The 15361-nt window shown below is 34.9% G+C and carries 16 protein-coding genes and 1 pseudogene; 8 read left to right on the top strand and 9 right to left on the bottom strand.

What is annotated here, in order from left to right; genetic code table 11:
• The first annotated feature begins 296 nt into the window (after nucleotides 1-296).
• Nucleotides 297-728 carry an MFS transporter gene (locus wTpre_RS06915; RefSeq protein WP_245609383.1) on the top strand — a complete coding sequence of 144 codons (432 nt, stop codon included), beginning with the start codon at nucleotides 297-299 and terminating at the stop codon, nucleotides 726-728.
• A gap of 303 nt (nucleotides 729-1031) precedes the next feature.
• Here the strand turns inward: wTpre_RS06915 and wTpre_RS06910 are convergent, their stop codons facing one another.
• The 3 genes and pseudogenes from wTpre_RS06910 to ftsA form a co-directional block, all read right to left on the bottom strand.
• Nucleotides 1032-1232: a hypothetical protein gene (locus wTpre_RS06910; protein WP_245609382.1), complete on the bottom strand. Its 201-nt coding sequence runs from the start codon at nucleotides 1230-1232 to the stop codon at nucleotides 1032-1034.
• 119 nt (nucleotides 1233-1351) lie between these two features.
• Nucleotides 1352-2143 (bottom strand): annotated as a pseudogene (gene map, locus wTpre_RS03980) (type I methionyl aminopeptidase); the annotation flags it as partial.
• Nucleotides 2144-2252: 109 nt separating this feature from the next.
• A complete protein-coding gene (ftsA, locus tag wTpre_RS03975; protein ID WP_068652140.1) occupies nucleotides 2253-3491 on the bottom strand; it encodes a cell division protein FtsA in 1239 nt (412 codons plus the stop codon).
• 131 nt (nucleotides 3492-3622) lie between these two features.
• Here ftsA and def point away from each other — a divergent pair, with 131 nt between their 5' ends.
• From def to wTpre_RS03960, 3 genes are all read left to right on the top strand, one after another.
• Entirely contained in the window at nucleotides 3623-4162 is a 540-nt protein-coding gene (def, locus tag wTpre_RS03970) for a peptide deformylase (RefSeq protein ID WP_068652138.1), read from the top strand.
• Complete coding sequence (locus wTpre_RS03965) at nucleotides 4152-4934, top strand: uracil-DNA glycosylase (protein WP_068652136.1); 783 nt, start codon at nucleotides 4152-4154, stop codon at nucleotides 4932-4934. The genes def and wTpre_RS03965 overlap by 11 nt, the downstream gene beginning before the upstream one ends.
• 445 nt (nucleotides 4935-5379) lie before the next feature.
• A complete protein-coding gene (locus tag wTpre_RS03960; protein WP_068652643.1) occupies nucleotides 5380-5907 on the top strand; it encodes a demethoxyubiquinone hydroxylase family protein in 528 nt (175 codons plus the stop codon).
• 131 nt (nucleotides 5908-6038) lie between these two features.
• On the opposite strand, the gene wTpre_RS06905 is transcribed toward wTpre_RS03960, so the two are convergent.
• From wTpre_RS06905 to wTpre_RS07220, 5 genes are all read right to left on the bottom strand, one after another.
• Complete coding sequence (locus wTpre_RS06905; RefSeq protein ID WP_245609381.1) at nucleotides 6039-6206, bottom strand: hypothetical protein; 168 nt, start codon at nucleotides 6204-6206, stop codon at nucleotides 6039-6041.
• Between the two features lie 205 nt (nucleotides 6207-6411).
• Nucleotides 6412-6597 (bottom strand): hypothetical protein, encoded by a 186-nt coding sequence (locus wTpre_RS06900; RefSeq protein WP_245609380.1) that lies wholly within the window; start codon nucleotides 6595-6597, stop codon nucleotides 6412-6414.
• Nucleotides 6591-6794, bottom strand: coding sequence for a hypothetical protein (locus wTpre_RS06895; protein ID WP_245609379.1), 204 nt, complete (start codon nucleotides 6792-6794; stop codon nucleotides 6591-6593). Before wTpre_RS06895 ends, wTpre_RS06900 begins: the two co-directional genes overlap by 7 nt.
• 101 nt (nucleotides 6795-6895) lie before the next feature.
• Entirely contained in the window at nucleotides 6896-7129 is a 234-nt protein-coding gene (locus tag wTpre_RS06890) for a hypothetical protein (protein WP_245609378.1), read from the bottom strand.
• Nucleotides 7130-7139: 10 nt separating this feature from the next.
• On the bottom strand, nucleotides 7140-7265 hold the full coding sequence (locus wTpre_RS07220; protein ID WP_256359281.1) for a hypothetical protein: 126 nt from the start codon (nucleotides 7263-7265) through the stop codon (nucleotides 7140-7142).
• A gap of 248 nt (nucleotides 7266-7513) precedes the next feature.
• Between wTpre_RS07220 and purF the strand changes: the two genes are divergently transcribed.
• Nucleotides 7514-8899 carry an amidophosphoribosyltransferase gene (purF, locus tag wTpre_RS03950; RefSeq protein ID WP_068652134.1) on the top strand — a complete coding sequence of 462 codons (1386 nt, stop codon included), beginning with the start codon at nucleotides 7514-7516 and terminating at the stop codon, nucleotides 8897-8899.
• A 737-nt stretch (nucleotides 8900-9636) separates the two neighbouring features.
• On the opposite strand, the gene wTpre_RS03945 is transcribed toward purF, so the two are convergent.
• Nucleotides 9637-9990 carry a TrbC/VirB2 family protein gene (locus tag wTpre_RS03945; protein WP_068652132.1) on the bottom strand — a complete coding sequence of 118 codons (354 nt, stop codon included), beginning with the start codon at nucleotides 9988-9990 and terminating at the stop codon, nucleotides 9637-9639.
• Nucleotides 9991-10119: 129 nt separating this feature from the next.
• Between wTpre_RS03945 and wTpre_RS03940 the strand changes: the two genes are divergently transcribed.
• From wTpre_RS03940 to carB, 3 genes are all read left to right on the top strand, one after another.
• Nucleotides 10120-10935: a YihY/virulence factor BrkB family protein gene (locus tag wTpre_RS03940; protein WP_068652130.1), complete on the top strand. Its 816-nt coding sequence runs from the start codon at nucleotides 10120-10122 to the stop codon at nucleotides 10933-10935.
• A gap of 11 nt (nucleotides 10936-10946) precedes the next feature.
• Nucleotides 10947-11687 carry an SDR family NAD(P)-dependent oxidoreductase gene (locus wTpre_RS03935; RefSeq protein ID WP_068652128.1) on the top strand — a complete coding sequence of 247 codons (741 nt, stop codon included), beginning with the start codon at nucleotides 10947-10949 and terminating at the stop codon, nucleotides 11685-11687.
• A gap of 329 nt (nucleotides 11688-12016) precedes the next feature.
• The gene (gene carB / locus wTpre_RS03930; protein ID WP_068652125.1) at nucleotides 12017-15244 is read left to right on the top strand and encodes a carbamoyl-phosphate synthase large subunit; all 3228 of its coding nucleotides are present in this window, start codon (nucleotides 12017-12019) and stop codon (nucleotides 15242-15244) included.
• Nucleotides 15245-15361 lie beyond the last annotated feature (117 nt).

The following is a 15361-nucleotide window of genomic DNA, read 5'->3' as shown; positions in this document are numbered from 1 at the left end:
AACGATATAAAAATATAATAAGATAATATTATTAATATAACATTTACATAATTCACGTTTGAAAAAGTAAGTAATATTACTATAATGTCAAACAAATTACGGAAGATTTCGTGCAACAAATAACAAAAGTAATACTATCAAGTTTAATTTGTAACACTTTGTTATAGTATGATCACATGCTTTTCAGCCGTCTAATAAGCATAATAGGAGATGTGTTTTTCCATCAGACGACAAATTAGTCAGCATACTTAAAGCTTTTGGAGTGTTTGTAGTGGGTTCCTTAATAAGACCAATTGGTGCTGCTAATATTTGGCCACATTGGCGATAAATATGGAAAAAGGATTGCTCTATTTCTCTCTATCATACTGATGACTCTATCAACCGTACTTATTGCATTTGTTCCAGGGTATCAGAACATTGGGGTACTCGTATCAGTACTGGTAGTATGTTTAAGATTATTGCAGGGTATATCTCTTGGAGGAGAGGCAGGAAATGCCCCATTTTTAGAGCATGCTCCTAAAAATAAAAGAGGATTCTTTGGCAGTATTGAAGTATTGAGCGCAATTCTTGGCTCAACATTAAGTCTTATAGTGGTGCTTATATGCAAAAAAGTATCAGATTTTGAATCTTGGGGATGGAGATTGCCTTTTATTTTCAGTTTTGTAATAGGATTAATCATTATATATATGAGATATATACTCGATGAAAGCCCAGAATATAAAAAGTAGGAAAAGCCACATGAATTACCTTTAAAAGAACTGTTAAATGGCTATAAAAAAACCTTTTCTAATATCAGTTGGAGTTGACATAGTTGAGAATGCATCTCTTTACATATATTTAGTGTTTTTTATCTACTTGCATCAACAATAGAAACTCACTTTAATCACGCAATAGAAATATTGAATCAGGTTGCACTTAGAGGAGTGACTATACTATTTGCAATACTTTCGGATAAGGTAGGGAGAGAAAGAGTCATGAAATTTGCATTTGTGACTTTTATAGTAGTAAGTTATCCAGTTTTTTTAATGATACTAAGTGGTAATAATTTGCTTACCATAATGGCGCACGTTCCTTTTTATAATCCCAATAGCTGCTTCTCTTGGTACTGTTAGCGCGTTTATGTGCGAATTATTCCCAATAAAGGGACGATAGAGTAGATTTGGTTTATCAAGAAATATAGCTTCGGGATTTTTTGGTAGTCTTGCACCATTTATATGCACAACTATTATCAAAGTTACAGGACAAGGAACTTTAGCAAGTTTTTACATGATTTTCTGTGCACTAATCGGGTTAGTTGCTATATCACAAGTTAAGAGTTAGATTTTTTTTTTAAAACCAAGTGTTTAAAAAACTAATCATAAGGTGGAAAATGCCAATTTCTAGGTGATAGTGTAAATATTTCAACTCCATCTTTTGTGACTCCAAGCGTATGCTCAAACTGTGCAGAAAGTGAAAGATCACGTGTTGTCACTGTCCAGCCATCTAGCTTGCTGAGAAGAGTTTCATGTTTTCCAGCATTGATCATTGGTTCTATCGTAAAAAACATACCTTCTTTTAAGATAAGATCCTCACCTTCATCATAAAAATGTACAACATTTGGTGGAGCATGAAAAATCTTTCCTATGCCATGTCCACAATAATTGCGTACGATAGAATATCCAAAATCTTCAATATATTTTTCTATAGCAAATCCTATTTCATTTAACTTATTGCCAGGCTTAACTTGTTTTATCGCTTCCATTAGCGCGTTGTAGGCAGCATTACACAAACGCTTTGCTTTTATTGAGGGTTTACCAGTCCAAAACATGCGACTTGTATCACCATACCAGCCATTTAAAATCACTGTAACGTCAATATTTAAAATGTCTCCATCTTTAAGAGGTTTATCATCAGGAATACCATGACATACAACAGCATTTTCCGAAGTACAAATTGATTTCGGATATCCCTTATAATTCAGTGGTGCTGGAATTGCACCTGCATTGATTATAAAATCGTGACATAGATCATTTAATTCATTAGTTGTTACACCTACTTTGACGTATGGTGCAATAAAATCAAGGGTTTCAGCTGCAAGCCTGCCAGCTTTACGCATAAAGTGAAAATCTTCTTGTGAATGTATAGTTATGTTCATGTTTCTTACGTTTTTATTGTAATTTTTTGCTTTCCTTACGGATACATCAGTGTCATTATACTATAAAAATAAGCTCCTAGATCAAGCCATTTTTATATTAAGAGATAAAGACAGAAATCTAGACTGTGACTTTTGATTTAACCCAATGGTATAACTTGCTTATTTTGCCATCGTGACCAAGCATTCCAGAACTATTTGTATAAAAGGTGTCAACTATTAGCTTTATGGAGCCTAAAGCAGCAGAAAATACAGGATTTTTGTCGTATTCGCCATCAAGACCGCTACAAGATTCAGGGCATCCGATACGGACTTGTTTATTGAATATATAGCTTGCAATTTCTTTCATGCTTGTGAGTTGACTGGTTCCACCTGTGATCACTACTTTATTAATTGGATCTTTCTGTTCTTGAAATTGTTCTCTTATCAGATCAAGTATTTCCTCAATCCTTGGTCTTATGATGTTAACAAGTTCAGACTTAAACACTTGAGTTGGTTCATCGCTTTCATTACTTTGCACTGCAATACATTCATTCTCATCTATTGAAGTTACAATAGTGCTACCGTATAGTATTTTTATGCGTTCAGCATGCTCTATACTTGTGCATAGTCCATAAGCTATATCTCGGGTAATGTGAATGCCACCAATTGGAATGCTGCTTGTGTACACAAGTTTTCCTCTCTTAAAAATTCCAATTGCAGTGCATCCACCTCCTATGTCAACAACGGCAGTTCCTAGCTCTTTTTCATCTTTACTTAGACAGGCAAGGCCTGCAGAATATGCAGAAGCAACACAACCAGCCATACTTATCCCACTATTATTAGTTATACAATTTTCGATATTGGTAAGCGCTGGACGCGAAGCAGTGACAACATTAACATCAGCAGATAATCTTTTTCCATATAATCCACTGACTTCCTTTATGTCAGTCATATCATCTAAGTGATATTTCAATGGAATATTGTGAATGATGACATTTTCTTCGATATATTTCTCAAATGTCTGAAAGACTACACGTTTTATGTCTCGGTCTGAAATTTCGTGATTAGCTGCAATTATTTCGTTATGTACATAAAAAGATGAGATTCCACATCCGGCTACATTCACATATATCTGGTCTATAGTCTCTTCTGATACTTGTTCAGCTAAACCTACAGTTGATGAAATAGAGTAACTTGCATGCTTTGCGTCAGTTATTGATCCGCCACTTATACCTTCTGCACTTTTATAACCCGTTCCTATTATTTTATAGCTGAAATTGCTATTGATCTTAACGATAAGGCAGATAATTTTTGTTGTACCTACGTCTAAAACAGCAAAAACATTCTGCTTTGGTTTTGTGATTACTGCAGAGTACATTAGTTGACCTTATGACGCGATTCCATTTAAATTGTAGCTTCTCTGAATGAATTTATACTTCTATCATAAATGTAGCAACATTTTAATATACCTAGACAAAAAGAAAAATAAAACACAGAATTGCAATTTTTATGTCTAAGTTACCAATTGTAATTGCTCCTGACGAAAGATTAACTACACGCGCCAGTGAAGTAATAGATGTGACCGATAAAATTAAAGAATTAGTAAACGACATGTTTGAAACTATGTACGATGCAGAAGGTCTTGGTCTTGCTGCAGTACAAGTTGGAGTACTGAAGAGAATTTTTGTCATGGACGTTAGTCCAGAGAAGGAAGAAGATGAACTAGCAGGGTATGACTCAGTTGGTAAGTTTTGTATGATTAACCCTAAAATTAAGGAATTATCTGATGAACAAGTCATTATGAGTGAAGGATGTCTTTCAATTCCGGAGCAAAGGCATGAAATCAAGCGTCCAAAATATTTAACTGTAAAATATAAAAACTTAAACAACGAAGAACAAACGCTAAAAGCTAGTGGTTGGCTTGCAAGGTGTATTCAGCATGAACTGGATCACTTAAATGGTATATTATACATTAGACATTTATCTAGGTTAAAATATGATTTGGCTATGAAAAAAGCACAAAAGGTTAAGAGGCACTATGAGCAATGAAGATCTAGAATTGTTGAAGTTCTATTATGAAGTGGGAGTTGATTGCACACTGACTGAAAGTGAAGAGGAAAAAAAAATGGAAAATGAGAGAGCTGCACAATCTTCTGTCATCGAGCAGAAAAAAGAACAACGAACCATGTTCCCAAGTGACTGGATCCTTGAAGCAAGGAAGCTTGCAAGTCAATGTAGTAGTGTAGATGAACTAAGAAGTGCAGTTAAGTCATTTGAGGGTTGTGAAATAAAAAAAACTGCAACTAATACTGTTTTGTCTGATGGTAATCCGAATGCAAAAATTATGCTTATTGGTGAAGCACCAGGAGCAAATGAAGACCTGAAAGGTATACCATTTTGTGGTGCAAGCGGAATGCTGCTCGATAAGATGCTCGGTGCAATTAGTCTGGACCGGACTAAGGTGTATATAAGCAACGCGGTGTTTTGGCGTCCACCAGGTAATAGAAAACCAACTGACCTAGAGCTTGATATGTGCAGACCATTTGTTGAGAAGTACATTGCTCTTATTTTACCGCAAATTCTGATTTTTGTCGGAGGAATTGCATGTTATAGCCTTCTTGATAACACAAAGACTATATCGAACTTGCGTGGCAGATTTCATACTTATACTAACCAATATTTATCTCATTCAATTACTACAGCCGCTATATTTCATCCAGCCTATCTACTTCGTCAACCAGCACAAAAACGCTTAGCTTGGGAAGATTTGAAGAAGATTAGGGAATATCTTGATAATACCAATAACTACAAGGATGTTTAGCTTACTACTCGTTATCATCTTAGTACCGGCTAATTGAATTAAATGTTGAAAAATCTACTAAACAGAGAAAAAGGCAAAAGAAAATCTATCAGCTACTACCTATTTTTTAATTGGAGTTTTCCATTCTGTTAAATCCTTCGATAAGCGCATTTTAGGTTGTGTGGGTAAAAGTTTTATAAAGACATAGAGTGCACATAGCACAAAAAATTAAACATCAAGTATACTGAGCTTTTTGTCGCTTTATTTGCATAGACTGAAGATAAGTAATATATCTTCACCCTTATTTTAAAGAGAATGGCGAAGTTCGTCAAGTAACTCTTGCCGTTGCTATAGCTGCTTGAGTTCCTATAATCACAATGTTGGTGCAATGCACACATGGAATTTTATTTACTCTATAATATGTTGGTTTATAGTAGTACCAATGCAGAAATAAGTGGAGGAGACATTGGAAAGCAATATAAAAAAATTGAAAGGAAGTTTTTTAGAACAAGTAATTAGAGTAAATCATGCTGGCGAATATGGAGCCATTTGTATTTATTCTGGTCAAAAATTTATTCTTAAAAAATCTTCCATAATTGACAAAATAATTGAAATGGAGGAGCAGGAAAAAAAACATTTCCACTATTTTAATGAGAAAATCAAGGAGCAAAGAGTTCGTCCTACTGTTTTGTTGCCGATTTGGCGTGCTTTGGGGGTGTCACTTGGTGTTGTAACTTCTATGATGGGTAAAAAAGCTGCTATGGCTTGCACTGCTGCAGTTGAAGAAGTGATCGGAGAGCACTACAAGGAGCAAGTCTTACATTTAGAAGATAGGGAATTAAGAGAAACCATAAGTAAGTTTCGTGATGAGGAGTTAGAACACAGAGATATTGCAATTCAGCACAATGCCGAAAGCGCACTTGGCTACAACGTTTTATCTTTGTTCATAAAAACAAGCTGCAAGGCTGCTATTTATCTCTCTAAATTGATTTAATCAATTACTATTTGACAACCAACCACATTTGCCTTTAGTTCTTGTGCTAGTTGCTACCCCATATCCTCTACTCTAATCGAATGCGTATGAATGTTTGTAATTAATTTCTTAATTATTATCCTAATAATACATTAATTTAATTCCCTATTAGAGTTTTCTTGTTGTTGTAAACATGTTTGCATAAGACTAGTAGATGGAACGTTTTTAATAGTCTGAGTTAACTCCTCAGGAATATTTTTAAAACTCTTGCACATAACTTCTAAAACACTTTCCCCCTGTATTAAGACAATTCCATCCAAAGCTTGATTTATTTTCCAACTTGCTAAACCTTATTTAGCTTTTCTCATCAATTTCTACTACCATTTTATTACCATTTTTCCGTAGATAAATACTAATCTCTCCTATTTTAATAGTGAAAAATATTTCAATACTACCTTTTAAGATATCTGTGTAATTTCTTTTTCCATCTTGTGTAATTTTAACTTTTACTATACTTCCCTCAATCTAAAATATGCCAACTTCTAAATCCTTAGCTTTTTCATTATTTAAAGTTCTTGCAGTTTCAACAATACTACCTTGTGGATACTTAGTATGAAAATATTTATTATCTACTTCTACTTCAAGATCATATTTATCAATTTGCTTGTTATTTTCTTTCACAATACCTTCATATGCTATACCCTCTAGCATTTTTTCTTACTCTTACATTGTTCGTTAAGATCGTTTAAATAATTAGATCCGTAATATCCACCTTCAATATCGCTATAAAAAGATAATCCTTTTTCTACCCCACCTTTTAACACTAAATTACGAGTGATCTTCTGTATGATATTTTTTGTAGTTGAATTGTGTGGATTTGCATGAAAGCGATTAATTAATTCTTCCATTTTTCAAAAAAAATATGTTACAGTCTTATTATCCTTACCGTAACATGAGTTTAATCTTATTCCTTGATTTAAATAATCCTCTATTATGCGTTCCATGTACTTTAAACGCTTTCTTGCTCATCGTGTTCTGTTATACATTTTATCATCTCATCACAAAATTTTTTAACTAGAATTTGTTCATCTGTAGTCAATGATATTTGCAATTTCGTAGAAGATGGTTCTCGCTCAAAAAGATAAATTATTGACAATTCCTCTGCTCTTTTAATAAAGTCACAACTCCTTAGATATTCTGCAACATCTTTGTTTTTTGCGTACCTTTTCTTGGTTAAATCCATATGCCTATCTTTACGACTTATAGTCGTTGTTTGGATTTGATGAACTACTCTGTTGACTATTGAAGAACCTGTTAGAGAACTGTTCAGGCTCTAAAATAAGATTACTTTCACCTTGTTTACCTACTTTCTTAGACATATTATATACCATAATCACTAAAACTTTTTAGTGATTACTTCAATACATAGATAAGTTAATAAAATATCTTTTTCTCTTCAGTGCTAAAAAATTGTCAAAAATCTCAAAATTGGTTAATTACATATAACCTACTTTCTAGTATACATCAAAACTAACGTAGCAAGCTTCAAATTTGAAAAGGATTAACAAATAAAATTCTTGTACTTTGCCTCTACTAAAGTACAATCAGGCTTTATTAAATATTTTTCATGCTTGATGAAGTACATGAGGAGTGTGGGGTATTTGGCATAAGTTACAACCAAAGTGCTGCTTTTAACTCTATACTTGCTCTCCACGCTTTGCAGCATAGAGGTCAAGAGTCTTTTGGCGTAGTAACCAGTAACAACGATAAGCTGCTCTCTTATCACTTTCAAGGCCAAGTGAGCAGTGTATTCTCTGATATAGATGAAATAAAGAAATCCTTACCTGGGGATTGTGCAATAGGTCATGTTCGATACTCAACAAGTGGTAGTAAATTTGGAGTGCAACCCATGTTTGGCAAAAGTGGCAAATTTGGGGATTTTGCCATAGCACATAATGGTAATTTAATTAATATTTCTCCGATACGCGAACAATTAATTAAACAAGAGTGCGTTTTTCAGTCAGATATTGATACAGAAGTAGTAGTGCATTTGACAGCAAGCAGTGAAAAAGATAGCTTTTTAGAGAGTTTTATATATGCATTAAAGCAAATACAAGGTGCTTATTCTTTTGTGGCAATCAATCAAGAAGTAGTTATTGGAGTACGTGATCCATCTGGAATTAGGCCTCTTGTTTTAGGAAAATTAAACGGTTCTTACGTTCTTGCATCTGAAACTTGTGCTCTTGATATAATAAATGCAGAGTTTATTAGAGAAATAGAACCGGGCGAATTAGTTACCATCAGTGCGGATAGTAAGCTAGCCTCAATGTTTCCTTTCCCACAGCAAAAATCAAGTTTTTGTATTTTTGAATACGTTTATTTCTCGAGACCAGACAGCATAATGGGGAAGAGGTCCATATATGATATAAGAAAAGAAATAGGAAGAATACTTGCAGAAGAGAGCCCACCAAAAAACAATGTAGATATGGTTGTACCAATACCTGATTCTGGAATACCTGCAGCTATTGGATATGCAAAGCATTCAGGATTACCTATGGAACTGGGGATAATTCGTAATCATTATATAGGAAGAACTTTTATACAACCCACCGCTGAAGTACGTAAAGTTAGAATAAAATTAAAATTCAATGCTAATAAGCACACTTTGAAAGGCAAAAACATAATTTTAATAGATGATAGTATAGTGCGTGGTAGTACGCTCAGAAATATAATAGTTATGCTAAAGGATGCGGAAGTAAAAGAGATTCACCTCAAAATTTCAAGCCCACCAATTAAGCATTCTTGTTTTTATGGAATAGATACGCCAGAGAGCAAAGATTTAATTGCTGCAAATAAATCTGTAGAGGAAATTAAGGAAATTATAGGAGTAAATAGCCTGGCCTTCTTGAGTATTGATGGACTATACAGGGCTGTTAAAGAAGAAAAACGTAACAACGCTACACCGCAATATTGTGATGCTTGCTTCACTGGTGACTACCCAATTGGTAAGTAATCTATTATTAGTGAAGGTGAGGTTTTTTCTATGTTATATTAACAGTTTTAAAAATAGATTTTTTGCATAACCATATAGTTTTTGCCTGGGCGTCATTTGAGTAAAAACCACTTTACAAATTTCGTCATTCCCTTTACTCTGATACTCCGAGTATTTATCCTTGTTTTTGACCTGCAGTCTCAATCAGAAAATTCAGTAAATCAATGTTTATTGGCAAATCACAAAAAAATTATAGCGTCTGCATGTCTTTTAAGTTTTTTCTACATTCAGCTAAACCGCTCTTAATTTAAAGCGTTAGCACACTATTACAATGCCAATTTAAATTATTATAGGGTCAAAACTCGTTACAAGGGGACTTTTTTGCCTTTTTTCTTCATTTAGTAAATTTCTTAATATTTATAACTAAAGTAATTTTAAAGAGGCGTTATGTAAGTAGCTGACACACAGTCGTACGAGCATTCATTTTTGAAGATATCAAAGGTGTCATTGAAGTAGCTGACACTGGGATCCATCTCTTAATACAGCCTCATCAAAAATGTTGTGTTTTAACATAAAATTAGCTGCTTCTATGCTCATAAACTTAACATCCAATCAATTTCCTGGATCCAAGTGTCACGCACTGGGATGACAAGAGAGGGACTACTCGAATAACACCTTTATGGTGGCTTAAGTCACAAGTTCGTCAATGATGGCGCTCCTTAAAGAAGCACCATTTTGTTTTGAAGCTTTAATGCTTATTATGCGCATGTATTTTTTGCTGAATCCCATCTTTTACCATCAGGGCAAGCAGTTGTACCATCTTTACAAATCACACCACCTGGTACTATTTTTGAAACAACGACAGGTGCACCAAAAAACACAGCAGTAAATGCACCAAGTGCAAAAAGCGCTGGCCATGGCATTCTGCCAAATATTGCCAGCAAAGCTGCACCTATTATCACTATTGTAATCATAGGTCCTCCTATACCGTGAGTATAGCCTACTATTTTGCATATTGTATTGGTTGTTACATCATCAGTAACATCAGCAGCAAAAGCATTATCAAATGTAAAGGAAAGAATTAAAGATACAAGTAGAAGAAAGTTTTTCATTATGCCTCCGTATTCAACGCTGTATTATCTATCATTTTAATTAAATTTAAGTAAACGTTGAGGATTTTTTGCTTAAAATTATGCTTTGTTTCATTTAGAATACTTTTCTTAGTTTATTTACATATACAAGTGCTACAGAAATTTTATAGTATCGTTTATTGCCTTTATCGTGCTTTAATTGACACAACTTATAATGATGGAGTGGAGCATGCAGGGTACCTATCATTTTTAATCCTGTTATCAATATTTCCTTTTCTTATTGTTTTAATAGCCATGGCATCAACGTTCGCAAATTTCTTAGATCAATACAATGTCGGCTGGGCATTTATTATTGATAACATGCCACAGGATATTTTATCATCTTTGATGCCACGTATTAGGGAGATAATATCAGGCCCTCCGCAAAGCTTATTAACCTTGGCAATTGTAGGCGCTGTTTGGACTGCCTCATCAACAATTGAAGGATTTAGAACGATACTGAATAAGGCCTATAAAGTTCCGGTTTCATCGCCATATATATGGAGAAGGGTGCTCAGTATATTACAATTTTTAGTAATTACGCTTGTTACGACTCTGACTATAACATTTTTTACATTAGTGCCAATGTTAATTGATTTTTCTTACCAAGGGCTAAGTTATACTAGATATTTACTTATTGATTTTTTGCTTTTTACTATAGTATCTTGGCTATATTTTACATTGCCAAATATAAAGCAAAACTTATCAGACGTATTTCCCGGATCTTGTGTAGCTGTTATTCTTTGGACGATTTCTGCTTCAGCTTTCAAGCAATATTTAAAAGCTTCCTTTGATCAACTGAATTTGATATATGGAAGTTTAGGTGGTGTTGTGATGTCGTTGCTATTTTTTTATGTGCTAAGTTTGATTTTTATATATGGAGCAAAATTTAATTTTCAGCTAAAATATTTCAATAAATCTTACTAAAGAGAAAGAAAATGGGTAAGTTACAAGGTAAAATAGCTTTAATTACCGGGGCTTCAGGTGGAATGGGCTCTTCTGTTGCAAAAAGATTTGTAAAAGAAGGTGCATGTGTGATTCTGATTTCCAGATCTCTTGATAATCTCAAGCCATTGTATAACGAAATTGAAGAGCTTAAAGAAGGCTCTGTGAAACTAATTCAGCTTGATCTTTTAGACTTTGAAAACGTAGAAAAACTGGCAAATATGATAGAAAGCCCAAAATTATCAGAATCTGGAACACTCGATATACTGATTACATGCACTGAAATTTTAGGTAAGTTGAGCTCTGTTCATGATTGTGAGCTTGAAGATCTACAGAACGTAATGGATACAAATTTTACTGCCAGTTGGTACTTGCTAAAAAATTTGGGTCCAATACTAAAAAAGTCTAATGCTGGAAGAGCGATATTCATGACCTCAGAGATAACACTTTCTCCTTCCTCTTATCCATATTGGGTGCCATATGCTGCAAGTAAGACTGCACTAGAAGTAATGGTGAAGATATATGCATCTGAGACAAAGCATACGAACTTATGCATAAATGCCGTGTATTCGGAAGGGCCTATCGATAGTGAAATGTATAAGCAAGCATTTTCGGGAAAAGATATATCTGAATTAGTATCGCCTGAGAAGTTAACAAATAAATTCGTAGAGTTAGCTTCTGATGACTGCAGTATATCAGGACAAATCTTGCCACTTAGCAAATCTACCGAGTAAATTACCATAGTATCCGTAAAGACACCGTTAAGCCCATAAGTGTATGAACGTTGCGATTTGAGTCCGCTAGGAAGGATGTCATCCCAGTCTGGGTCTAGCCTTTATTGTCTGGATCGCAGATTGGGATGACACCTCTGGGCGCCGCCGTCATAAAGGAACAAGTGTCAGCTACTTGAATGAAATCATTTGCTGTGCAATTTACCTTCAAACATGAAGGTTTGTACACCTGTGTGTCAAGCCTAAAAGTAGTTAGCTAATAGGCTTAATAAAAATTCACATACACAGGAAAGATTGGTAACATTATTTGAGACGAGACTATTATTGTAATTATGCCGAAACGCACAGATATAGAATCTATATTAGTAATAGGAGCAGGCCCAATAGTTATAGGTCAGGCATGCGAGTTTGATTATTCCGGAACGCAAAGCTGTAAAGTACTAAAAAGTGAAGGTTATAAAGTAATTTTGGTTAACTCCAATCCTGCAACTATAATGACAGATCCTGAATTCTCTGATGCGACTTATATTGAGCCGTTACTGCCTGAAATCATAGAGAAAATTATAATCAAGGAGATGCCAGATGCAATATTGCCAACAATGGGCGGGCAAACAGCACTCAATTGCGCAATAAAACTTGCAGATGATGAAGTATTAGACAAATACAACGTAGAATTAATAGGGGTAAATAGAGAAGCAATAAGAAAAGCAGAGGATAGAGAGTTATTCCGTAAGTCCATGGATAGAATAGGACTGAAATACCCCAAAAGTATCATTATAAAAAATCAAGAACAAATAAAAGAGGCTTTGGACTACATTGGATTACCAGCAATCATCCGCTCATCATTCACTCTTGGTGGTGCAGGTAGCGGCATAGCATACAATAAAGAGGAGTTTTTTAATATTGCAGAAAGTGCTCTCAAAATTTCGCCAATAAATGAAGTTCAGATAGATGAATCAATTATCGGCTGGAAAGAATATGAAATGGAAGTTATCCGTGATTGTAAAGATAACTGCATAATAGTCTGTTCAATAGAAAATATTGATCCAATGGGAGTGCACACCGGAGATAGTATCACGGTTGCTCCTGCTTTGACTCTGCGTGACGTAGAATACCAACAGATGAGAAATGCATCTATAGCAGTGCTAAGAGAAATTGATATTAGTGCCGGTGGTTCAAATGTTCAGTTTGCAGTGAATCCTAAAGAAGATGGAAGCCTCGTTGTGATTGAAATGAATCCAAGGGTTTCTCGCTCTTCTGCACTTGCTTCAAAAGCAACAGGTTATCCTATTGCAAAAGTTGTAACTAAACTTGCTATCGGCTATTCACTCGATGAGATACGTAATGATTGCGCTCCAGTTATACCTGCTGCATTTGAACCAGTGATTGATTATATCGTCACTAAAATTCCTCGTTTTGAATTTGAGAAGTTTAAGGGGACGAAGTGTGAACTATCAACTTCCATGAAATCGGTGGGGGAAGTGATGTCTATAGGCCGCACTTTTAATGAGTCACTGCAGAAAGCTTTTCGTTCACTTGAAACTGGTCTTACAGGACTTGATGAAGTATTTCCTGAGAACATTGATATTGATCACGTAAAATCTCAATTAGCAAAATTGCTACCAAACAGATTACTGATTGCTGCTGACTCAATGCGTCACGGAATTAGCATAGAAGAAATAAATTCGATTACAGGATATGACTTATGGTTTTTGCAGAATATACAGCTAATTATATTAGCTGAACAAAAAATCAAGAAAAACGGCCTTCCTGAGACTGCATGTGAAATGTTAGAGCTGAAAAAAATGGGGTTTTCAGATGCAAGATTGGCAAAATTAAGCAATAAGAAAGTAGAACAGATTGAAGCAATGAGAAAAAAAACTGGTGTTAATCCAGTTTATAAACGTGTAGATACTTGTGCAGCTGAATTTGAATCAAGCACTGCTTATATGTATGGCTGCTATGAGGGTGATGTTGAAAATAAAAAGGAATGTGAGGCGAATATTTCGGACCGAAAAAAAGTTGTCATTTTAGGAAGTGGTCCAAATCGCATTGGTCAAGGTATTGAGTTTGATTATGCATGCGTACATGCAGCTTCTGCCGCCAAAGAAATGGGGTATGAAACAATAATGATTAACTGTAATCCGGAAACCGTTTCAACTGATTATGATACCGCTGATCGTTTATATTTTGCCCCACTGATTGCAGAGGATGTGCTTGAAATACTAAGCAAAGAGCAAGAAAATGGCACACTGGTTGGTGTAATGGTTCAAATAGGTGGTCAAACACCTTTAAAGTTAGCCAAAGTGCTTAACGAGAGAGGTTTTAAAATTCTGGGAACTTCGTTTGATTCTATTGACCTTGCAGAAGATCGCATGAGATTTAAAAATCTTGCTTTGCAACTTAATTTAAAACAACCTGAAAATTCTATCTGTCATTCAGTAAAAGAAGCGTTAATCAACGCAGAAAAGGTGGGGTTTCCACTAGTAGTTAGGCCATCATATGTCCTCGGCGGTCATTCTATGTCGATTAGACACGATACTCAGAGCTTTAAAGAGTATGTCTTGAATCAAACCAAAATTTTTGAACACGGGTCACTGCTTCTTGATAAATTTTTAGTCAATGCAGTTGAGGTTGACGTTGATGCTGTATGTGATGGGAAAAAAGTTTTCATTGCAGCAGTCATAGAGCACATTGAAGAAGCTGGTATCCACTCTGGCGATTCAACATGCTCAATACCGACAAATACATTGAGTGACAAAGTAATAAAAGAGATCGAGCTCCAAACTGAAAGAATAGCTCTTGCACTAGAAGTGAAAGGTCTGATAAACATTCAGTTTGCTGTTCAAGAGAGTGATGTATACATACTTGAAGTGAATTTAAGGGCTAGCCGTACAGTTCCTTTTATTTCCAAGGTAATCAATATTCCTATTGCAAAGCTTGCTACTCAGGTTATCTTGGGTAAAAAATTGAATCAGGAAAACAAGCCTTTCAATCATTTTGCAGTTAAAGCTGCTGTTTTTCCATTTACGCGTTTTTCGGGGATTGACACTTTACTTGGTCCTGAAATGAAATCAACAGGAGAAGTGATGGGAATTGACTTATCTTTCGGAGCTGCACTTGCAAAAGTGCACATGGCTGCAGGATACAATTTACCAACAGAAGGAACAGCTTTGGTTTCAGTAAAAGATGATGATAAAGAGTATATATTGCCTGTTGTACGAATGTTGAAAGAACTGAGTTTTGAAGTATATGCCACCAAAGGTACAGCTTTGCATCTGAACAATAACGGCATTGCTGCAAAAGCTGTAAATAAAGTGAGAGAAGGCAGACCCCACATAGTTGATATGCTCAAAGATGGAAAAATAAATCTAGTAATCAATACTTCAAAAGGTGTGAAATCAGTCTCAGATAGCAAAGATATCAGGAGAACTGCTATTTTGCAAAATATAGCTTATAGCACCACAGCTTCTGGGAGTAAAGCGTTAGCGCTTGCAATTCAATATGTAAAGAATAGCAAATTGGAAGTAAAATCATTACAGCAGATACAAAATGTTTAAATATCAAGACTACAATAAATTATTACTTATTTCAAAATGAGGATCGTGTAAGCTAAGGCGAGAGAAATTTAATTAAAGGATTTTTTGTGTCAGTATCAATATATAACTGCCTTGAGC

This window comes from Wolbachia endosymbiont of Trichogramma pretiosum (assembly GCF_001439985.1).
Taxonomy (GTDB): domain Bacteria; phylum Pseudomonadota; class Alphaproteobacteria; order Rickettsiales; family Anaplasmataceae; genus Wolbachia.
The sequence above is the reverse complement of the archived record's forward strand: the minus strand, read 5'-3'. Positions and strand labels throughout refer to the sequence as shown.